This window comes from Azohydromonas australica DSM 1124, assembly GCF_000430725.1.
GTDB classification, from domain to species: Bacteria; Pseudomonadota; Gammaproteobacteria; order Burkholderiales; family Burkholderiaceae_C; genus Azohydromonas; species Azohydromonas australica.
Map to the genome: position 1 here is coordinate 87,014 of NZ_AUMO01000045.1, position 20,465 is coordinate 107,478.

At 70.3% G+C, this 20,465-nt stretch carries 20 protein-coding genes; 15 read left to right on the top strand and 5 right to left on the bottom strand.

Going from position 1 to position 20,465, the window contains the following annotated elements:
* Positions 1-93: 93 nt before the first annotated feature.
* Positions 94-870 carry a serine O-acetyltransferase gene (cysE, locus tag H537_RS0108450; RefSeq protein ID WP_028997564.1) on the bottom strand — a complete coding sequence of 259 codons (777 nt, stop codon included), beginning with the start codon at positions 868-870 and terminating at the stop codon, positions 94-96.
* An 83-nt stretch (positions 871-953) separates the two neighbouring features.
* Positions 954-1,724 (bottom strand): RNA methyltransferase, encoded by a 771-nt coding sequence (locus tag H537_RS0108455; protein ID WP_051242194.1) that lies wholly within the window; start codon positions 1,722-1,724, stop codon positions 954-956.
* A 215-nt stretch (positions 1,725-1,939) separates the two neighbouring features.
* On the opposite strand from H537_RS0108455, the gene H537_RS0108460 reads away from it, so the two are divergent.
* The 11 genes from H537_RS0108460 (at position 1,940) to H537_RS0108510 (ending at position 13,340) form a co-directional block, all read left to right on the top strand.
* Positions 1,940-2,944 (top strand): inositol monophosphatase family protein, encoded by a 1,005-nt coding sequence (locus H537_RS0108460; protein WP_028997566.1) that lies wholly within the window; start codon positions 1,940-1,942, stop codon positions 2,942-2,944.
* A gap of 27 nt (positions 2,945-2,971) precedes the next feature.
* The gene (gene mutS / locus H537_RS0108465; RefSeq protein WP_028997567.1) at positions 2,972-5,575 is read left to right on the top strand and encodes a DNA mismatch repair protein MutS; all 2,604 of its coding nucleotides are present in this window, start codon (positions 2,972-2,974) and stop codon (positions 5,573-5,575) included.
* Positions 5,572-6,405, top strand: coding sequence for a proteasome-type protease (locus H537_RS0108470; protein ID WP_028997568.1), 834 nt, complete (start codon positions 5,572-5,574; stop codon positions 6,403-6,405). The genes mutS and H537_RS0108470 overlap by 4 nt, the downstream gene beginning before the upstream one ends.
* Positions 6,402-7,211: an alpha/beta fold hydrolase gene (locus H537_RS0108475; RefSeq protein ID WP_028997569.1), complete on the top strand. Its 810-nt coding sequence runs from the start codon at positions 6,402-6,404 to the stop codon at positions 7,209-7,211. Before H537_RS0108470 ends, H537_RS0108475 begins: the two co-directional genes overlap by 4 nt.
* Before the next feature lie 111 nt (positions 7,212-7,322).
* Positions 7,323-8,981, top strand: a complete 1,659-nt coding sequence (gene pyrG / locus H537_RS0108480; RefSeq protein ID WP_028997570.1) for a CTP synthase — start codon at positions 7,323-7,325, stop codon at positions 8,979-8,981.
* An 11-nt stretch (positions 8,982-8,992) separates the two neighbouring features.
* Complete coding sequence (gene kdsA, locus H537_RS0108485; RefSeq protein WP_028997571.1) at positions 8,993-9,850, top strand: 3-deoxy-8-phosphooctulonate synthase; 858 nt, start codon at positions 8,993-8,995, stop codon at positions 9,848-9,850.
* 14 nt (positions 9,851-9,864) lie between these two features.
* Positions 9,865-10,155 carry a DUF1330 domain-containing protein gene (locus H537_RS0108490; protein WP_028997572.1) on the top strand — a complete coding sequence of 97 codons (291 nt, stop codon included), beginning with the start codon at positions 9,865-9,867 and terminating at the stop codon, positions 10,153-10,155.
* A 103-nt stretch (positions 10,156-10,258) separates the two neighbouring features.
* The gene (eno, locus tag H537_RS0108495) at positions 10,259-11,545 is read left to right on the top strand and encodes a phosphopyruvate hydratase (protein ID WP_028997573.1); all 1,287 of its coding nucleotides are present in this window, start codon (positions 10,259-10,261) and stop codon (positions 11,543-11,545) included.
* A 141-nt stretch (positions 11,546-11,686) separates the two neighbouring features.
* Positions 11,687-11,965, top strand: a complete 279-nt coding sequence (gene ftsB / locus H537_RS0108500; protein ID WP_028997574.1) for a cell division protein FtsB — start codon at positions 11,687-11,689, stop codon at positions 11,963-11,965.
* 6 nt (positions 11,966-11,971) lie between these two features.
* Positions 11,972-12,595: a nicotinamide riboside transporter PnuC gene (gene pnuC, locus H537_RS0108505; RefSeq protein WP_028997575.1), complete on the top strand. Its 624-nt coding sequence runs from the start codon at positions 11,972-11,974 to the stop codon at positions 12,593-12,595.
* 40 nt (positions 12,596-12,635) lie between these two features.
* Entirely contained in the window at positions 12,636-13,340 is a 705-nt protein-coding gene (locus tag H537_RS0108510) for an AAA family ATPase (protein ID WP_051242177.1), read from the top strand.
* Positions 13,341-13,349: 9 nt separating this feature from the next.
* Here H537_RS0108510 and hslO read toward each other — a convergent pair whose 3' ends face one another.
* Complete coding sequence (gene hslO / locus H537_RS0108515) at positions 13,350-14,315, bottom strand: Hsp33 family molecular chaperone HslO (RefSeq protein ID WP_028997577.1); 966 nt, start codon at positions 14,313-14,315, stop codon at positions 13,350-13,352.
* Between the two features lie 262 nt (positions 14,316-14,577).
* On the opposite strand from hslO, the gene H537_RS0108520 reads away from it, so the two are divergent.
* The 4 genes from H537_RS0108520 (at position 14,578) to H537_RS0108535 (ending at position 18,279) form a co-directional block, all read left to right on the top strand.
* On the top strand, positions 14,578-15,381 hold the full coding sequence (locus tag H537_RS0108520; RefSeq protein ID WP_043458420.1) for a ferritin-like domain-containing protein: 804 nt from the start codon (positions 14,578-14,580) through the stop codon (positions 15,379-15,381).
* Positions 15,382-15,448: 67 nt separating this feature from the next.
* The gene (locus H537_RS0108525) at positions 15,449-16,324 is read left to right on the top strand and encodes a basic amino acid ABC transporter substrate-binding protein (RefSeq protein ID WP_028997579.1); all 876 of its coding nucleotides are present in this window, start codon (positions 15,449-15,451) and stop codon (positions 16,322-16,324) included.
* A gap of 12 nt (positions 16,325-16,336) precedes the next feature.
* Positions 16,337-17,089, top strand: a complete 753-nt coding sequence (locus H537_RS0108530) for an amino acid ABC transporter permease (RefSeq protein WP_028997580.1) — start codon at positions 16,337-16,339, stop codon at positions 17,087-17,089.
* Positions 17,090-17,259: 170 nt separating this feature from the next.
* Positions 17,260-18,279, top strand: coding sequence for a porin (locus H537_RS0108535; RefSeq protein ID WP_028997581.1), 1,020 nt, complete (start codon positions 17,260-17,262; stop codon positions 18,277-18,279).
* 115 nt (positions 18,280-18,394) lie between these two features.
* On the opposite strand, the gene xerD is transcribed toward H537_RS0108535, so the two are convergent.
* Positions 18,395-19,273, bottom strand: coding sequence for a site-specific tyrosine recombinase XerD (gene xerD / locus H537_RS0108540; protein WP_028997582.1), 879 nt, complete (start codon positions 19,271-19,273; stop codon positions 18,395-18,397).
* Between the two features lie 94 nt (positions 19,274-19,367).
* The gene (locus H537_RS0108545; protein ID WP_043458422.1) at positions 19,368-20,342 is read right to left on the bottom strand and encodes a tripartite tricarboxylate transporter substrate binding protein BugE; all 975 of its coding nucleotides are present in this window, start codon (positions 20,340-20,342) and stop codon (positions 19,368-19,370) included.
* Between the last annotated feature and the right edge of the window lie 123 nt (positions 20,343-20,465).

Genomic DNA, 20,465 nt, shown 5'->3' on the forward strand with positions numbered 1-20,465 from the left:
ATCGCCCGTCCCTGACGTGACAACGGCGCCCTCGGGCGCCGTTGTCGTTTGGTTCGCGCCGCCACCGCGGGCCGCGTCAAAGCCTGAGCCTGATTACTTCACCAGCCGGTTCAGCCGCTCCGCGTCGAACTGCTCGGTGGTATGGGCATCGGAAGGCAGTTCATCCGCCGGCAGCTCGCGGGTGCGGCCCGAGAGCTTCTCGATCGCCTGCCACAGCATCGCGATCTGGTGCTCGTGGCTGGAGGCGTTGTCGATCAGGCCCTTCATCGCCTGCGCCACCGGGTCGTCGCCCTGCGTCACGCCGTAGGCCGAGAAGCCCATCTTGGCCGCGGCGGCTTCGCGCGCGGCCTCGGCCTCGGCCTGGATCACGCGCGCCGGGTTGCCCACGGCCGTGGCGCCCGGGGGCACCGGCTTGACCACCACGGCGCCGGAGCCGATGCGCGCGCCCGCCCCCACCGTGAAGCCGCCCAGCACCTGCGCGTTGGCGCCCACGATCACGCCCGCTTCCAGCGTCGGGTGCCGCTTGGAGCCGCGCGTGAGCGAGGTGCCGCCCAGCGTCACGCCCTGGTAGATGGTGCAGCCGTCGCCGATCTCGGCCGTCTCGCCGATGACCACGCCCATGCCGTGGTCGATGAACACGCGCCGGCCGATCGTGGCGCCCGGATGGATCTCGATGCCGGTGAAGAAGCGCCCCAGGTGCGAGACGAAGCGCCCCAGCCAGCGCAGGCCGTGCTGCCAGCACCAGTGCGAGAGGTGGTGAAAGATCAGCGCGTGCACACCCGGGTAACAGGTGAGCACCTCCCAGTTGGAGCGCGCGGCAGGGTCGCGCTCCCGGATGCAGGAGATGGTTTCACGCAGGCGGCTGAACATGGTTATGACTTCCCTGGGGGGTTCCGAAGTGTAGGCAAGCCGGGCGAACCCTGTTGCGCGAACAGCGGCACGAAAGCTGCAGATCAGCCGCCGCCCTTGCGCGCGGCGCGCTGCACCGCGCGCGCGATGCCCCGCAGGATGTGCACCTCCTCCGCCGTGGGCTGCGCCCGGTTGATGAGCTGCTGCAGCCGCGGCAGCAGTTTCTTGGGCGCGGCCGGGTCCAGAAAGCCGATCTCCACCAGCACCTCGCGCCAGTGCTCCAGCGCGCCCTGCACCGCCACGCCGTCGGCCAGCCGCGGGTCCGGCACGCGCGGCACCACGCCGAAGCCGCCCAGCGCCTGGCGCCAGTCGTAGGCGACGAGCTGCACCGCCTGCGAGAGGTTGAGCGAGCCGTAGTCCGGATGCGTGGGGACGGACAGGCAGGCGTGGCAGCGGTAGACGTCCTCGTTGCTCATGCCGTAGCGCTCGCTGCCGAAGACGAAGGCCACGCGGTGCGGCCCGGCGGCCAGGCTGGGCAGCAGCTCGCGCGGGGCGTGCGTGGGCGGGCCGAAGTCGCGCGGCGTCATGGCCGTGGCGCAGGCGAAGGAGACGCCTTCCAGCGCCTCGGCCAGCGAACCGACGATGCGCGCGCGCGCCAGGATGTCGGCCGCGCCGCTGGCCAGGGCCACCGTCTCCTCGCGGCACAGCACGTCGGCGAAGCGCGGCTGCACCAGCACCAGGTCGGCGAAGCCCATGACCTTCATGGCGCGCGCGGCCGCGCCCACGTTGCCGGGATGGCTGGTGTGCAGCAGCACGAAGCGGGTGCCGTCGCGCGGCGGGCCGGACGGCGTGGCAGGCGCGGCGCCGCCGGCCATGTCGGGCGTGGTGGGCGTCACGCCGGGCGGGACTTCGGTGGCGGCCTTGCCGGGTGTGGTGCTTGCTCGCGCGTCGGGATCGGGCATCGGACTTACAATCTAGGGTTCTCCCGCAGCATTGTCGCTGCCCGCTCTTTCTTTCCCGCAGCCGTCTCCCGCGCCCGTTCGCTTCCCCCACGAGCGTTCGACCCTCCAGATTCAACAAAGGCCGATCCATGTCCCAAGCGCTTCATCCCATGCTCAACATCGCCATCAAGGCGGCTCGCGCGGCGGGGGCGATCATCAACCGGGCCTCGATGGACCTGGACCTGCTGCGCATCAACACCAAAGGCCCCAACGACTTCGTCAGCGAAGTGGACCAGGCCGCCGAGCAGGTGATCATCGAGACGCTGCTGCAGGCCTATCCGGGCCACGGCATCCTGGCCGAGGAGTCCGGCCGCGAGCACGGCGCGCGCGACAGCGAGTACGTCTGGATCATCGATCCGCTGGACGGCACCACCAACTTCATCCACGGCTTCCCGGTGTACGCCGTGTCCATCGCGCTGGCGCACCGCGGCGTGGTGCAGCAGGCCGTCGTCTACGACCCCAGCCGCAACGACCTCTTCTACGCCACCAAGGGCCGCGGCGCCTACCTCAACGACCGCCGGCTGCGCGTGTCCAAGCGCACGCGCATGCAGGACGCGCTCATCGGCACGGGCTTCCCCTTCCGCCGCGGCGACAACTTCAAGCGCTACCTCAAGATCTTCGAGGAGGTGATGCAGCAGTGCGCCGGCCTGCGCCGCCCCGGCGCCGCCGCGCTGGACCTGTGCTACGTCGCGGCCGGCTACTACGACGCCTTCTTCGAGACCGGCCTGAACCCCTGGGACGTGGCCGCGGGCTCGCTGATCATCACCGAGGCCGGCGGCCTCATCGGCAACTTCACCGGCGAGAGCGACTACCTGTACCAGCGCGAGGTGGTGGCCGCCACGCCGCGCATCTACGGCCAGCTGGTGCAGATCCTGGCGCCCTACACCCGCGTCATCAAGGCCGACGAGGCCGAGGAAGGCGCCGCGCCGGCCGCCGACGGCCAGCCCACGCCCGAACAGGCGCTGGCCGACAGCCTGAAGGCCGAACCGGCGGCCGAGCCCGCGCCCAAGAAGGGCCCGGTGCGCATCCGCAAGGGCGGCGACGCCGCGCCGGCCGCCCCGGCCACGCCGCCGGCCGAAGACGCCCCGTTCTGACGCTTTTCCAGGAAAGGGCCGCCGCCCATGGCGTTGGATGAAAAGGCGCTGGCCGGCCACACGCCGGTGATGCAGCAATACCTCCGCATCAAGGCGGAGTTCCCGGACGCCCTCGTGCTCTTCCGCATGGGGGACTTCTACGAGCTGTTCTACGAGGACGCCCGCCGCGCCAACCGGCTGCTGGACGTCACGCTCACCAGCCGCGGCCAGAGCAACGGCGAGCCCGTGCTCATGGCCGGCGTGCCCGTGCACGCGCTGGAGACCTACCTCGGCAAGCTCATCCGCCTGGGCGAGGCCGTGGCCATCGCCGAGCAGGTGGGCGACGTCAACGCCAAGGGCCCGGTGGAGCGCAAGGTGGTGCGGGTGGTCACGCCCGGCACCGTCACCGACACCGAGCTGCTCAACGAGCGCCAGGACACGCTGCTGCTGGCGGCGCACCGCAAGGGCAACCTCTGGGGCCTGGCGTGGCTGGGCCTGTCCAGCGCGCAGCTGGGCCTGACCGAGTGCAGCGAGCGCGAGCTGCCGGGCTGGCTGGCGCGGCTGGCACCGGCCGAAGTGCTGCACGCCGACGCGGGCGATCCCGCGCCGGCGCTGGCCGCCAGCGGCGCGGCGCTCACCCGGCGCCCGGCCTGGCAGTTCGACGCCGCCGGCGGGTTGCGCAAGCTGTGCACGCAGCTGCAGGTGCAGAGCCTGCAGGCCTTCGACGCCCAGGAGCTGGCCGTCGCCCATGCCGCGTCCTCGGCGCTGCTGGCCTACGCCGAGCACACGCAGGGGCAGGCGCTGTCGCACGTGGCCACGCTGCGCGTGGAGCGCGCCGACGAGCTGCTGGACCTGCCGCCCGCGACGCAGCGCAACCTGGAGCTGGTGCAGACCCTGCGCGGCGAGGACGGCCCCACCCTGCTGTCGCTGCTCGACGGCTGCCGCAGCGGCATGGGCAGCCGGCTGCTGCGCCAGTGGCTGACGCAGCCCGCGCGCGCCCGCGACGCGGCCAAGGCGCGGCACGAGGCCATCGCCCAGCTGCACACGCAGGGCCACGAGCCGCTGCGCGAGCGGCTGCGCCACATCAGCGACGTGGAGCGCATCGCCTCGCGCATCGCGCTGCGCCAGGTGCGCCCGCGCGAGCTGGCGGGCCTGCGCGAGACGCTGCTGTCGCTGCCCACGCTGGAGGCCACGGTGCCCGAGGGCGCGCCGCTGCTGCTGATGCTCAAGGCCTCGCTGCAGCCCTCGCCGGAGATCGCCGCGCTGCTGCAGCGCACGCTGCTGGCCGAGCCCGCGGCGCTGCTGCGCGACGGCGGCGTGATCGCCCCGGGGCTGGACGCCGACCTGGACGAGCTGCGTGGCATCAACGAGCACTGCGACGCCTTCCTGCTGGCGCTGGAGACCCGGGAGCGCGAGCGCACCGGCATCTCCAACCTGCGCGTCCAGTACAACAAGGTGCACGGCTTCTACATCGAGGTCACCACCGGCCAGCTCGGCCGCGTGCCCGACGACTACCGCCGCCGCCAGACGCTCAAGAACGCCGAGCGCTTCATCACGCCGGAGCTGAAGGCTTTCGAAGACAAGGCCTTGTCCGCGCAGGAGCGGTCGCTGGCGCGCGAGAAGTGGCTGTACGAGCAGCTGCTGGACCAGCTGCAGCCCCACCTGCCGGTGCTGCTGGAGCTGGCGCGCGCGCTGGCGGCGCTGGACGTGCTCTCCACGCTGGCCGAGCGCGCCGCGACGCTCAACTGGTGCCGGCCGCAGTTCGTGCCGCAGCCCTGCATCGACATCGAGGCCGGGCGCCACCCGGTGGTGGAGGCGCGGCTGGCCGAGAGCGGCGGCGGCAGCTTCATCGCCAACAACTGCCGGCTCGAAGCGCGCACGCGCATGCTCGTGATCACCGGCCCGAACATGGGCGGCAAGAGCACCTACATGCGCCAGGTGGCGCTGATCGCGCTGCTGGCGGCCATGGGCTCCTACGTGCCGGCCAAGAGCTGCCGCCTGGGGCCGATGGATGCCATCCACACCCGCATCGGCGCCGCGGACGACCTGGCCAACGCGCAGTCCACCTTCATGCTGGAGATGACGGAGGCCGCGGCCATCGTGCACAGCGCCACCGAGCACAGCCTGGTGCTGATGGACGAGATCGGGCGCGGCACCTCCACCTTCGACGGCCTGGCGCTGGCCGGCGCCATCGCCAGCCACCTGCACGACCGCAACCGCGCCTTCACGCTGTTCGCCACGCACTACTTCGAGCTGACCGCCTTCCCGGAGAAGCACCCGCAGGCGATCAACGTGCACGTCAGCGCCGTGGAGGGCAGCGGGCACGACATCGTGTTCCTGCACGAGATCCAGAGCGGCCCGGCGAGTCGCAGCTACGGCGTGCAGGTGGCGCGGCTGGCGGGCATGCCGGCCTCGCTGATCCGCCAGGCACGCGCCACGCTGGAGGCGCTGGAAGCGCAGCAGCGCAGCGGCCAGACGCAGGTGGACCTGTTTGCCGCGCCGCCCGCGCTGCCTGACCCCGAGCCCGACCTGGTGCGCGAGCCCTCGGCGCTGGAGGAGGCGCTGGCGGGCATCAATCCCGACATGCTCACCCCGCGCGAAGCGCTGGACGCGCTCTACCGCCTCAAAACTCTCCTTGCGGAGGCCACATGACCTACTGCCTTGGCATCCGGCTCGACGCCGGCCTCGTCTTCCTCTCCGACTCGCGCACCAACGCGGGCATGGACCAGATCAGCACCTTCCGCAAGATGATGGTGTACGAGCGCCCGGGCGACCGCTTCATGACGCTGCTGTCGGCGGGCAACCTGAGCATCTCGCAGTCGGTGCGGGAGCTGCTGCAGGTGGAGCGCATCGACGGCGGCCACGGCGAGCCGCCGATCACGATCTGGAACGCGCGCAGCATGTTCGACGCGGTGCGCGTGCTCAGCGCCGCGGTGCGCCGCGTCTACGAGCAGGACGGGCATTCGCTCAAGCGCCACGGCATCGACTTCAACACCTCGCTGATCTTCGGCGGCCAGATCGGGCGCGAGCCCATGCGCATGTTCCTGGTGTACTCCGAGGGCAACTTCATCGAGGCCACGCGCGAGACGCCTTACTTCCAGATCGGCGAGAGCAAGTACGGCAAGCCGGTGCTGGACCGCCTCATCAACCCGCGCACCTCGCTGGACCAGGCCGCCAAGTGCGCGCTGGTGTCCATGGACTCCACGCTCAAGTCCAACCTCTCGGTGGGGCTGCCGCTGGACCTGCTGGTCTACCGCGCGGGCGAGCTGCACGCCGACCGCCTGATCTGCATCGACGAGTTCAACCCGTACTTCCAGATGGTGCGCGGCGCCTGGGGACAGCGGCTGCGCGAGGTGTTCGACACCATGGACGACCCGCGCTGGGACGGCGGCGACAGCGCCCACCCGCTGCTGGCGAGTTCCGAGCGCTACGAGCCGCTGACCAAGATCATCGGTCCCGAGACGCGCCTGGCCGCGGGATGAGCGCGGCGGCGGCGCCGCGCTGCATCGTCTTCGCCCACGGCAACGGCTTTCCGGCCGGCACCTACGCGCGGCTGTTCGAGGCCTGGCGCGCCGCAGGCTACGAGGTGCTGGCGCCGCGGCGCTTCGGCCACGACCCGCGCTTCCCTGTGGGCGACGGCTGGGGGCAGCTGCGCGACGAGCTGGCGCATTTCATCGAGCGCCACGCCACGGCGCCGGTGTTCCTGGTGGGGCACTCGCTGGGCGGGCTGCTGTGCCTCAAGACCGCCTCGCGCCGCCCGCAGCTCGTGCGCGGCGTGGTGGTGCTGGACTCGCCCATCTTCGCCGGCTGGCGCGCGCAGGTCGTGCACCTGGCCAAGGTCACCGGGCTGATGCGGCGCGTCTCGCCCGGGCGCATCTCGCGCCGGCGCCGGCGCGAATGGCCTTCGCACGAGGCGGTGCGCCAGCATTTCAGCGGCAAGTCGGTGTTCGCCGGCTGGGACCCGCGCGTGCTCGACGACTACCTGCACGCCGGCTTCGAGGAGCGCGAGGGCCGCGTGCGGCTGGCCTTCGAGCCCGAGGTCGAGACGCGCATCTACGACACGCTGCCGCACGACCTGGCGCGCACGCTGCGCCGCCATCCCGTGCCGTGCCCGGTGGGTTTCGTCGCCGGCACGCGCTCCGAGGAGATGCGCCAGGGCGGCACCGCGCTGGCGCAGCGCCTGGCCGGCGCGCGCTTCCGATGGATCGAAGGCACGCACCTTTACCCCATGGAAAGCCCCGCGCCCACGGCCGCGCTGGTGCTGGAGCTGCTGGCCGACATGCCCTAGGAACTGCCCGGGGCGTCAGGGGGGCGCCGGAGGCGGCACGTATAATCGCGCTTTACCACCAAGGCATCCGTGCGCCCGACCCTCGGGCCCTGCAAAGCGGATGCGCGCTCCATGACCAAGTTCGTCTTCGTCACCGGCGGTGTGGTGTCCTCGCTGGGCAAGGGCATCGCGTCGGCGTCCCTGGCCGCGATCCTCGAATCGCGCGGCCTCAAGGTCACCCTCATCAAGCTGGACCCCTACATCAACGTCGATCCCGGCACGATGTCGCCCTTCCAGCATGGCGAAGTGTTCGTCACCGAAGATGGTGCCGAAACCGACCTGGACCTGGGTCACTACGAGCGCTTCATCACCACGCGGATGAAGCGCAGCAACAACTTCACCACCGGCCAGATCTACAAGTCCGTGCTCGAAAAAGAGCGCCGCGGCGACTATCTGGGCAAGACGGTGCAGGTGATCCCGCACATCACCAACGAGATCCAGGACTTCATCAAGCGCGGCGCGGGCTTCGGCACCGCCGACGCGGTGGATGTGGCGATCGTGGAGATCGGCGGCACGGTGGGCGACATCGAGTCCCTGCCCTTCCTGGAAGCCACGCGCCAGATGAGCCTGCGCATGGGCCCGGCCAACACCGCCTTCGTGCACCTGACCTACGTGCCGTGGATCGGCGCCGCGGGCGAGCTCAAGACCAAGCCCACGCAGCACACGGTGCAGAAGCTGCGCGAGATCGGCATCCAGCCCGACGCGCTGCTGTGCCGCGCCGACCGCCGCATCCCCGACGACGAGCGCGACAAGATCTCGCTGTTCACGAACGTGCAGGAAGCCGGCGTGATCTCGATGTGGGACGTGGACACCATCTACAAGGTGCCGCGCATGCTGCACGAGCAGCAGCTCGACGAGCTGATCTGCATGAAGCTGCAGCTGCTCACGCGCCCGGCCGACCTGCGCCAGTGGGACAAGCTGGTGTACGAGGTGACCAACCCGAAGACCCAGGTCACCATCGCCATGTGCGGCAAGTACACCGACCTGTCGGACTCGTACAAGTCGCTCAACGAGGCGCTGCGCCACGCGGGCATCCACAACCACGCGCGCGTGAACATCGAGTACGTGGACTCCGAGCAGCTGTCGCCGCAGAACATCGACAGCCTGGCGCAGTTCGATGCCATCCTGGTGCCCGGCGGCTTCGGCAAGCGCGGCGTGGAAGGCAAGATCCTCGCGGCCCAGTACGCCCGCGAGCACAAGATCCCGTACCTGGGCATCTGCCTGGGCATGCAGGTGGCTACCATCGAGGTCGCGCGCCACCTGGCCGGCCTGGCCGGTGCCAACAGCACCGAGTTCGAGCCCAACACGCCGCACCCGGTGATCGCGCTCATCGACGAGTGGCAGGACGCCGACGGCACGATCCAGAAGCGCACCGCGGCCTCCGACCTGGGCGGCACCATGCGGCTGGGCGCGCAAAGCTCGGACGTCAAGCCCGGCACCATTGCGCACCGCATCTACGGCGACGTGGTCACGGAGCGCCACCGCCACCGCTACGAGGCCAACGAGCACTACCTCGACAAGCTGCAGCAGGCCGGGCTGATCATCTCGGCCATCACGCAGCGCGAGAAGCTCACCGAGATGGTCGAGCTGCCGCTGGAAGTGCACCCGTGGTTCGTCGGCGTGCAGTTCCACCCCGAGTTCAAGAGCACGCCCTGGGACGGCCACCCGCTGTTCATCAGCTACGTCAAGGCCGCGCTGGACCACCACGCGCACAAGCAGCCCCAGCGCTGAAGGAGACCCGCATGAAGCTGTGCGGATTCGAGGTCGGCCTCGACAAGCCGTTCTTTCTCATCGCCGGACCCTGCGTGGTCGAGAGCGAGACGCTGCAGGCCGAGGTGGCCGGGCGGCTGAAGGAGATCACCAGCGAGCTGGGCATCCCCTTCATCTTCAAGAGCAGCTACGACAAGGCCAACCGCTCCAGCGGCACGAGCTTCCGCGGCCCCGGCATGGACACGGGCCTGGAGATCCTGGCCAAGGTGCGCTCGCAACTGCAGGTGCCCGTGCTCACCGACGTGCACAGCGAGGCCGAGGTCGAGCGCGTGGCCGCCGTGGTGGACGTGCTGCAGACGCCGGCCTTTCTGTGCCGCCAGACCGACTTCATCCGCGCCGTGGCGCAGTCGGGCAAGCCGGTGAACATCAAGAAGGGGCAGTTCCTCGCGCCCCACGACATGAAGAACGTGATCGACAAGGCCCGCGCCGCCGCGCGCGAGAAGGGCCTGGACGATGACGCCTTCATGGCCTGCGAGCGCGGCGTGAGCTTCGGCTACAACAACCTGGTCTCGGACATGCGCTCGCTGGCGATCATGCGCGAGACGGGCGCGCCGGTCGTCTTCGACGCCACGCACTCGGTGCAGCTGCCCGGCGGCCAGGGCACCAGCAGCGGCGGCCAGCGCGAGTTCGTGCCGGTGCTGGCGCGCGCGGCGGTGGCGGTGGGCATCTCGGGGCTGTTCATGGAGACGCACCCCGACCCGGCCAAGGCGCTGTCGGACGGCCCCAACGCCGTGCCGCTCAAGCACATGCGCGCGCTGCTGGAGCAGCTGCTGGCGCTGGACCGCGTCATCAAGACGCAGCCCCTGCTCGAAAACGACTTCAGCTGCTGAAGGACCCGACCCCGATGAGCGCCTACATCATTGCCGACGTGCAGATCACCGACGCGCAGAAGATGGCCAACTACCGCGAGTGGAGCACCCGCGCCATGCAGGAGCACGGCGTGGAGGTGCTGGTGCGCGGCGGCGCCATCGAGGTGCTCGAAGGGCCGTGGTCGCCCGAGCGCATCGTGGTGCTGCGCTTCGAGAACGCCGAGAAGGCGCGGGCCTACTACGACAGCGAGACCTACACCCATGCGCGCAGCCTGCGTGAAGGCGCGGGCGTGATGCGCATGATCCTGGTCGAAGGCGTCGCCTGAAGGCGGCGTCCCCGGCCTGTTCCCAGAGCGCCGTCAACGCAACGGCCGCACGCCTGCCGGGCGTGTGCAGACTCGAATCCAACCCTACCGGAGAGATTGACCCATGAGTGCCATCGTCGACATCGTCGGCCGCGAAGTCCTGGACAGCCGCGGCAACCCCACCGTGGAATGTGATGTGCTGCTGGAGTCCGGCACCATGGGCCGTGCCGCCGTCCCGTCGGGCGCTTCCACGGGCTCGCGCGAGGCCATCGAGCTGCGCGACGGCGACAAGTCGCGCTACCTGGGTAAGGGCGTGCTCAAGGCCGTGCAGCACGTCAACACCGAGATCTCCGAGGCCGTGCTGGGCCTGGACGCCTCCGAGCAGGCCTTCCTGGACAAGACGCTGATCGACCTCGACGGCACCGACAACAAGGGCCGCCTGGGCGCCAACGCGATGCTGGCCGTCTCCATGGCCGTGGCGCGCGCCGCCGCGGAAGAGTCCGGCCTGCCGCTGTACCGCTACTTCGGCGGCATGGGCGCGGTGCAGATGCCCGTGCCGATGATGAACGTCATCAACGGCGGCGCCCACGCCAACAACAACCTGGACCTGCAGGAGATGATGATCATCCCCGTGGGCGCGCCGAGCTTCCGCGAGGCCGTGCGCTACGGCGCCGAGGTGTTCCACGCCCTGAAGAAGATCATCGACGCCAAGGGCATGAGCACCGCCGTGGGCGACGAGGGCGGCTTCGCCCCCAGCGTGGAGAGCCACGAGGCGGCGATCCAGCTGATCCTGGAAGCCATCGACAAGGCCGGCTACACCGCCGGCGAGCAGATCGCCATCGGCCTGGACTGCGCCGCCAGCGAGTTCTACAAGGACGGCCTGTACGTGCTGGAAGGCGAAGGCGGCCTCAAGCTCACCGCCGAGCAGTGGACCGACATGCTGGCCACCTGGTGCGACAAGTACCCGATCATCTCGATCGAGGACGGCATGGCCGAAGGCGACTGGGACGGCTGGAAGCACCTCACCGAGCGCCTGGGCAAGAACGTGCAGCTGGTGGGCGACGACCTGTTCGTGACCAACACCAAGATCCTGAAGGAAGGCATCGACAAGGGCATCGCCAACTCGATCCTCATCAAGATCAACCAGATCGGCACGCTGACCGAGACCTTCGCCGCCATCGAGATGGCCAAGCGCGCGGGCTACACCGCCGTGATCAGCCACCGCTCGGGCGAGACCGAGGACTCGACCATCGCCGACATCGCCGTGGCCACCAACGCCGGCCAGATCAAGACCGGCTCCATGAGCCGCAGCGACCGCATGGCCAAGTACAACCAGCTGCTGCGCATCGAGGAAGACCTGGGCGACATCGCCGTCTACCCCGGCCGCGCCGCGTTCTACAACCTGCGCTGATCCGGAAAGGCTTTAGGTATTCCGCATACCACCACCCCGTTCGGGCTGAGCTTGTCGAAGCCCCTGCCTCTGCGCCTGCCCTTGGGCAGGCCCGGGGCGAACGGGGTGCATTGCAACCGGAACACCTGAAGGTTCAAGGCCATGCGACTGGTGACCCTGGTGCTGCTGGCGCTGCTGGCGCTGGTGCATTACGAGCTGTGGTGGAGCAAGGGCGGCGTGCGCAACGTGCAAGTGCTGCGCGCGCAGCTGCAGACCCAGCAGCAGGCCAACGCGCAGGCGCGCGAGGTCAACGAGCGCATGGCCAACGAGGTGGCCGACCTGCGCGACGGCCTGGAGATGGTCGAGGAACGTGCCCGCACCGAGCTGGGCATGGTCAAGCCCGACGAGATCCTGGTGCAGATCCCGCCGGCGCGGCACTGACGCGCCATGCAGTGGCTGCAAGCCGTCGTGTTCACGGCCTGGGGCGTGGCGGTCAGCCGCGCCGAGCTGCTGGCCTTCGTGCTGGCGCTGTGGATGGTCCACTGCAACCTGCGCGTGAACCCGCTGGGCTGGCCGCTGGCCATCGCCAGCAGCGCCCTCTACGCCCTGCTCTTCGCCGGCAGCCGCCTCTACGGCGAGGCGCTGCTGCAGCTCGTCTTCATTGCCGCAGCCCTGTGGGGCTGGTGGCAGTGGCTGCGCGGCACGCAGAACGACGGCCACGCGCTGCAGGTGCGCGACCTCGGCCGCCGCGGCCTGCTGCGGCTGAGCCTGGCGACGCTGGCGGCTTGGCCGCTGGTGGGCTGGCTGCTGGACAGCGCCACCGACTCCGACGTGCCCTACGCCGACGCCTTCACCACCGTGGCCAGCCTCGCCGGCCAGTGGCTGCTTGGGCGCAAGTACGTGCAGAACTGGCCGACCTGGCTGGCGGTCAACGTCGCCAGCGTCGCCCTCTTCGCCTACAAGGGCCTGTGGCTGACGGTGCTGCTCTACGCCCTCTTCGCCGTGCTGTCGGCCGTGGGCTGGCGGCGCTGGGCGCGGCTGGCGCGGCAGCGGACGCTGGCCTCGGCCTGAGCCTTGCCACGCCGCCGGCGTGTGCCTCCCGCCGCCTGACATGCCCGCCTTCCCTGCTTCCCCCGCTTCCCTGAACGTCATCGCCCTGATCGGTGCCGAGAGCACGGGCAAGACCGTGCTGGCGCAAGCCCTGGCCGAGCGGCTGGCGCGCGAGACGGGCCTGTCCGTGGCCTGGGTGCCGGAGGTGCTGCGCGAGTGGTGCGAGCGCGAGGGCCGCACGCCGCGCGCCGAGGAACAGCTCGGCATCGCGCAAGCGCAGCAGCGCCGCCTGGAACGGGCCGCGGCCGAGCACGACCTGGTGGTGGCCGACACCACGCCGCTGATGACGGCGGTCTACAGCGAGCTGCTGTTCGACGACCGCTCGCTGCACGCCATGGCGCTGGACTTCCAGCGCCGCTGCGCCGCGACGCTGCTCACCGCGCTGGACCTGCCCTGGGTGGCCGACGGCCACCAGCGCGACGGCCCGCAGGTGCGCGCGCCGGTGGACCGCCTGGTGCGCGGCCTGCTGCTGGCGCACGGGCTGTCGTGGTCGGTGGTGCGCGGCGAGGGCGAGGCGCGCGTGGACTGCGCGGTGGACGCCCTGTCGCCCTGGCTGCGCACGCTGCCCACGCCGCGCGCCGGCCTGTTCACGCGGCTGCGCGAGCGCGAGGCGGCACAGCCGGCCTGGCGCTGGGCGTGCGAGGACTGCGACGACCCGCAGTGCGAGCACGCGCTGCGGGCATCGGCCGGGCGCGGCGCGCCCTGACCCGGAGACTCACTGCACCGCGGTGGACGACGGCGGCTGGTCGCGCTCCGGCGTGAAGAGCTCGCCCACGTCCACGACGTCGAAGTGGTACTGGCGGCCGCAGAAGTCGCAGCCGATCTCCACCTCGCCGCGCTCGGCCACGATGGAGTCGATCTCCTCGCGGCCCAGGCCCTTGAGCATGGAGCCCACGCGCTCGCGCGAGCAGGTGCAGGCGAAGCGCGGCTGCTGCGGCTCGAAGCGGCGCACGTCCTCCTCCCAGAAGAGGCGGTGCAGGATGGTCTCGGCGTCCAGCGTCAGCAGCTCCTCGGCCTTGAGCGAGGAGGCCAGGTGCGCGATGCGGTTGAAACCCTCGGCCAGCACTTCGGCCTCGGCCTGCTTTTCCTTGCTCTCCAGGTTGCCCAGCCCCTCGACGGGCAGGCGCTGGATCAGCAGCCCGGCGGCGACCTCGTCGTTGGCCGCCAGCACCAGGCGCGTCTCCAGCTGCTCGGACTGGCGCATGTACTGCTCCAGCACCTCGGAGATGCTCTGCAGCGCGTGGAACTCCTCGCCCATGGCCGACAGCGGCACCACGCCCTGGTAGGGCTGCTGGCCGGGCTGGCGGTCGCGTGGGTCCAGCGTGATGGCGCAGCGCCCGCGGTTGTGCACGTTGAGCATAGCTTCCAGCCGCGCCCCTTCGGGCACCTCGCCCACGACCTTGGCCGTGGCGCGGAAATGCAGCTCCGGCTGCACCTCCACCACGGCCATCTTCACGGGGCCGTCGCCGAAGATTTGCATCACCAGCGCGCCGTTGAACTTGATGTTGGACTGCATCAGCACTGCCGCGGCCGTCATCTCGCCCAGCAGCTCGCGCACCGGCCCGGGGTAGCCGCTGCTGGCCTCGCGGCGCTGCAGCACCTCGCGCCAGCTGTCGGTGAGCCGCACCAGCATGCCGCGCACGGGCAGGCCTTCGAACAGGAATTTGTGCAGATCGCTCATGGTGTTGTTGATGTGTCTGATGTGCTGCGGCCCTGCGCCGGGAACCGTGCCAGGCAGGGCGATGGAAGGGGATGGCGCGGGCAATCACCCGGGCGCCGCGCGGCAGGAAGTGCAGCCGGCCGGGGTCCGGCGCGCCGCAAGCCGATAATTCTAGGAGCCGCCTTCACTCCCGCCCGGGGGCAAGGCGTGCGCCCGGACCTGCCGCCGGGCCTTTGCCGCTGCCTCGCCCGCCCTTCCGCTCCCATCCGCCGCTGCACCGACCATGAACGACCTGCCTTGCCTGCGCCGCGCCGCGTTGCGCGCCCTGTGCGAGCGCGACCCCGCCGCCAAGTCGGCCCAGGCCACCGCGCTGCACGAGGGTTTCGAGCGCTTCGCGCTCGATCCGGCGCTGGCGCTGGAGGAGCCCGCGGACGTGCCCGGGCGCCCGGCGCTGCCGCGCCTGGTGGAGCCGCGCCAGGTGCCCACGCGCTCGCCCTTCACCCTGGCCGGCCGCGCCGCGCTGCTGCACGCGGTGGCGCACATCGAGTTCAATGCCATCAACCTGGCGCTGGACGCGGTGTGGCGCTTCGCCGGCATGCCGCCGGCCTTCTACCGCGACTGGACCCGCGTGGCGGCCGAGGAGGCGCTGCACTTCGGCCTGGTGCGCGCGCACCTGCAGAGCCTCGGCCACGACTACGGCGACTTCGAGGCCCACGACGGCCTGTGGCTGATGACGCAGCGCACCGCCGGCGACGCACTGGCGCGCATGGCCCTGGTGCCGCGCACGCTCGAGGCGCGCGGGCTCGATGCCACGCCGCCGATGCAGGAGAAGTTCCGCCGCGCCGGCGACGACCGCGCCGTGGCGATCCTGGACGTGATCCTGCGCGACGAGGTGGGCCACGTCGCGGTCGGCAACCGCTGGTACCGCTGGCTGTGCGCGCAACGCGGGCTCGACCCCATTGCGCACTACCCCGAACTCACCGAGCGTTACCAGGCGCCGCGCCCGCGCCCACCGTTCAATCACGCCGCGCGGCTGGCCGCGGAGTTCACGCAAGCCGAGCTGCTGGCGCTGGAGCAGCAGGCTTGATTCCGGTTAGGAGTCGCGCGCCGGCCACGGCATAAACTGGACGCACTTCACAATTTTCTGGACCTCCATGGCCAACAACACCACCTCACGCCGCGTCTTCCTGCAAGCCGGCTTGCTCGGCACCGCGACGCTGCTGGGCGCCTGCGGCAAGAAGGAAGAGGCCGCCGCCCCGGCCACCGCGCCCGCGGCGTCCGAACCCACCGCCGCCGCCTCGGCGGCGCCGGCCAAGGTCTACGTGGTCGGCACCGACGCCGCCTACGCCCCCTTCGAGTCGCAGAACGAGAAGGGCGAGATCGTTGGCTTCGACATCGACGTCGTCAGCGCCATCGCCTCCAAGGCCGGCGTGCAGGTGAAGTTCGTCAACACGCCCTGGGAAGGCATCTTCAACGCCGTGGCGCAGGGCGACCGCGACCTGCTGGTGTCGGCCATCACGATCACCGACGAGCGCAAGCAGACCATGGACTTCACGGCGCCCTACTTCGACGCCGTGCAGCTCATCGCCGTCAAGCAGGGCTCCAAGGTCACGAAGTTCGCCGATCTCAAGCCGCTGAAGGTCGGCGTGCAGACCGGCACCACGGGCGACGAGGTGGTCACCAAGCTGCTGGGCAAGAACAGCGCGGCCATCAAGCGCTTCGAGTCCACCCCGCTGGCGCTCAAGGAGCTGGAATCCGGCGGCGTGGACGCGGTGGTGGCCGACAACGGCGTGGTCGCCCACTACGTGACCAACAACAGCGGTACGGGCTTCAAGACCGTGAGCGACCCCAGCTTCACGCCCGAGCAGTACGGCATCGCCGTGCGCAAGGGCAACACCGCGGTGCTGGAGATGCTCAACCAGGGCCTGGCCGGCATCCGCGCCGACGGCACCTACGACAAGATCTACGCCAAGTATTTCGGCAGCGCCCCGGCGGCCGCCGGCACCCCGGCCTCGGCCGCGTCGAAGTAAGGCCGTGCTGAAGTGAATCTGCGTTGGGAAATCCTGGCGGGCTACGGCCCGCTTTTCCTCTCCGGGCTGTGGATGACGGTGCAGCTTGCGCTGGTGGCCGTCGGCGCGGGCCTGGTGCTGGGCGCGTTGCTGGGGCTGGTCAGCAGCTCGGCCGACGCGCCCGAGCCCAAGGCGCCGCTGCTGCGCGTGCTGATGAAGCTCGCGCGCGCCGTGACGCTGGGCTACGTCACCTTCTTCCGCGGCACGCCGCTGTTCGTGCAGATCCTGCTGGTGCACTTCGCGCTCATGCCCACGCTGATCCACCCGGAGACGGGCTGGCTGCTCACGGGTGAGGCGGCGCGCGAGTTCCGCCAGGAGCACGGGGCCTTCTTCTCCGGCGCACTGGCGCTCACGCTCAACGCCGGGGCCTACATCAGCGAGATCTTCCGCGCGGGCATCCAGAGCATCCACCGCGGCCAGACCCAGGCCGCCTACAGCCTGGGGCTGACGCACGCGCAGGCCATGCGCGACGTGATCCTGCCGCAGGCGTTTCGCCGCATGGTGCCGGCGCTGGTCAACGAGGGCGTGACGCTGATCAAGGACTCGTCCCTGGTCTCGGCCATCGGCCTGGCCGAGCTGGCACTGGCCGCGCGCACCGTGGCGGGCGCTTACTCGCGCTACTGGGAGCCCTACCTCGCCATCTCGGCGCTGTACCTGGTGCTCACGCTGCTGCTGTCCACGCTGGCCAAGCGGCTGGAGGCGCCGGCGCATCTGCGGGGCCGTTGAGGCACCGCAAAGGTTGTGCGGGCATCGATTGCCCGCACTTCACACACTGTTGCGTCGGAGTCACAAAACGGGACAAGGTGGCTCCACATCACGGGTTTTTCCCCGGCCTCTTCTTAGAATCCTGGCTATCGGGCAGTCATAGCCCCGATGTTCAAATAAAGGATTCTTCGATGAAGCGCACTCTCATTGCTGCGGCCGCCGTGCTGGCCGCGGGCACCGCTTTCGCCCAAAGCTCGGTCAGCCTGTATGGCCGCATCAACACGTCCGTCGAGCGCCAGAAGGACGCCGTCGGCACCAAGACCGTGGTGCAAGACAGCAACTCGCGCTGGGGCCTGCGTGGTTCCGAAGATCTGGGCAATGGCCTGAAGGGCCTGTTCGTGCTGGAAAGCGGCTTCGCTTCCGACACCGGTGTCGGCGACGCCCGCGGCCTCTTCGGCCGTGAGTCGTGGGTGGGCGTGGAAGGCAACTTCGGTCGCGTGCGCCTGGGCAACATGGGCCAGACGGCTGCCTACTACACGACCGCTGACTACATCAGCATGCACAACCACGACACGGGCACGTCGTCGGATGCGCTGATCCTGCTGCCGGGCGTCAAGCAGAACAACATCTCCTACAACACGCCCAGCTTCGGCGGCCTCGTGATCGAGGCCCAGTACGGCCTGAAGGAGACGGTCGTCGGCGGCAAGAATTCCGCCGTGGTGGCTGCCAACTACGACCGCGGCCCGCTGCACCTGGGCCTGGCTTACACCGACGGCCCCCTGGGCGGCATGATCGGTCTGGCCGCCGCCGCACCGAAGGAAGCCAAGGAACTCGGCGCGCGCGCCCTGTACGAGCTGGGCCCCGTCACCGTGGGCGCCTACGCCATCTATGACAAGGGCGAGGACAGCCTGGGCAACGAGTCCAAGCGCATGGCTTACCGCGTGTCGGCCATGTACACCCTGGGCGGCAGCGAGTTCCACGCCAACGTGGGCTATGCCGACAAGGTCAAGGTCAACGGCACCAAGCTCGACGACACCCAGGCGCTGCAATACACGGTTGCCTACAACTACAACCTGAGCAAGCGCACCAAGCTGTACGCCTTCTACACGAAGGTGGACAACAAGGCCCTCGCCGCCTACACCGCCTTCGGCACCGTGACCCCGAACGTGGACCCCTCGTCCTTCGCCATCGGCGTGCGCCACGCCTTCTGATTTCAGCCCGCAAGGGTCACATCAGCATGAAGAAGGCCGGTCGCGAGACCGGCCTTTTTTCGTTTGTTTGCCGCGGCAACCGCCGCCCCCCTGCCCGGACGACGCCGGCTGCGGCTCAGGCCCGCGGATGGTGCGCCGCGTGCAGCGCGCGCAGCCGCTCGCGCGCGACGTGGGTGTAGATGGTGGTGGTGGAGATGTCGGCGTGCCCGAGCAGCAGCTGCACCGCGCGCAGGTCCGCGCCGTGGTTGAGCAGGTGCGTGGCGAAGGCATGGCGCAGCGTGTGCGGCGACAGCGGCACCTCGATGCCCGCGGCGCGCGCGTGCTTCTTCACCAGCTGCCAGAACATCTGCCGCGTCATGGCCTCGCCGCGCACGGTGACGAACAGCGCATCGCTCTGGCGCGGGCCCAGGATCGCCGTCCGCGCCTCGGCCAGGTAGCGGCGCAGCCAGCCGTGCGCCTCCTCGCCGAAGGGCACCAGCCGCTCCTTCGCACCCTTGCCGGTGACGCGCAGCACGCCCTCGGCCAGCCCCACCGAGAGCATCCCCAGGCCGACGAGTTCGCTCACGCGCAGCCCGCTGGCGTACATCAGCTCCAGCATCGCGCGGTCGCGCAGGCCCAGCGGCTCCTCCACCGGCGGCGCGGCCAGCAGCGCCTCCACCTGCGCCTCCGACAGCGACTTGGGCACGCGCAGCGGCTGGCGCGCCGACAGCAGCTTCAGGGTCGGATCCTGCTGCAGCCGGTGCTCGCGCAAGGCCCAGCGGAAGTAGCGCTTGAACACCGTCAGCCGCCGGTTGGCGGTGGTGGCGCGCGTCTCGCCGTGGCGCGCGGCGATGTAGCCGCGCAGGTCGGCCTCGGTGGTGGCGTCGAGGCCGTGCCCGGCCTCGGCATCGAGCCAGTCGGCGTAGAGCGAGAGGTCGCGCCGGTAGGCCTCCAGGGTGTTGGCCGAGAGGCCGTCCTCGATCCACAACGCCTGCACGAAGCGCTCGATGGCCACGCGGCTGGCCGCGCGCGCGGCAGACTCCGCAGCCTCGACGACAGGCGCGGATGGATCGACAGGCGCGGCCGACTCGGGTACTGCTGCTTTCACTTCACTCCAGGCGCAGGTTCTGGCGTGCGACCACGCCCTTGTAGACATCGAACTCGGCGCGGATCTGCTCGGCGAACTGCTCGGGCGTGTTGGCCACGACCAGCGAGCCGGTGTCCTCGATGCGCTTGCGCACCGCCGGATCGGCCAGCGCCTGCTTCGCCGCGTTGTGGACCTTGTCCACGATCTCCTTGGGCAAGTTCTTCGGACCGACGATGCCGTAGTAGGCCATGCGGTTGACCGGCTCCAGGCCGACTTCCTTGAAGGTCGGCACGTTGGGCAGGATGGCCAGGCGCTGCGGCGCCGCCACCACGATCGGCACGAGCTTGCCTTCCTTCACGAAGGGCAGCGCCGAGGGCATGTTGTCGAACATGATGGGCACCTGCCCCGCCACCGTGTCGTTGAGCGCCGGGCCCGCGCCGCGGTAAGGAATGTGCGTGATGAACACGCCGGTGAGGCTCTTGAACAGCTCGGTCTGCAGGTGGCCGATGCCGCCGGTGCCGGAGCTCGAATAGCTGTAGCGGCCCGGGCTGCTCTTGAGCAGCGCCAGGAAGTCGGCGTAGTTCTTGGCCGGGAAGCTCGGGTGCACCGCGATGATGTTGGGGGTGGCCGCGAGGTTGATGATGGGCGTGAAGTCCGTGAGCGGGTTGTAGCCCGTGCGCGGGTTGATGGCCGGGTTGGCCGCTGTCGTGGAGACGGTGGCGATGCCCAGGGTGTAGCCGTCGGGCGCGGAGCGGGCCAGCTCCTGCGCGCCCACGATGCCGCCGCCGCCGGCCTTGTTCTCCACCACCACGGTCTGACCCAGCGCCGCGCCGAGCTTGTCAGACACGGTGCGCGCCACGATGTCGGTGGTGCCGCCGGGTGCGAACGGAACCACCAGCCGCACGGGCTTCACGGGATAGCCCTGCGCCATCAGCAGCGGGCTTGCGGCGGCCAGGCCCAGCAGCGCGGCCAGCATCCGCAGACGTTGTCTTTTCATCCGCTTGTCTCCATCCAGAGGCCGGACCATCCGGCACCGGACCCATTGTGGCCGATGGTTACAGGGCCCGGCCCGGCGCGGGCGGCGTCCCGCATCGCGGGCCGCCCCGGCGCCGCGGCCTGT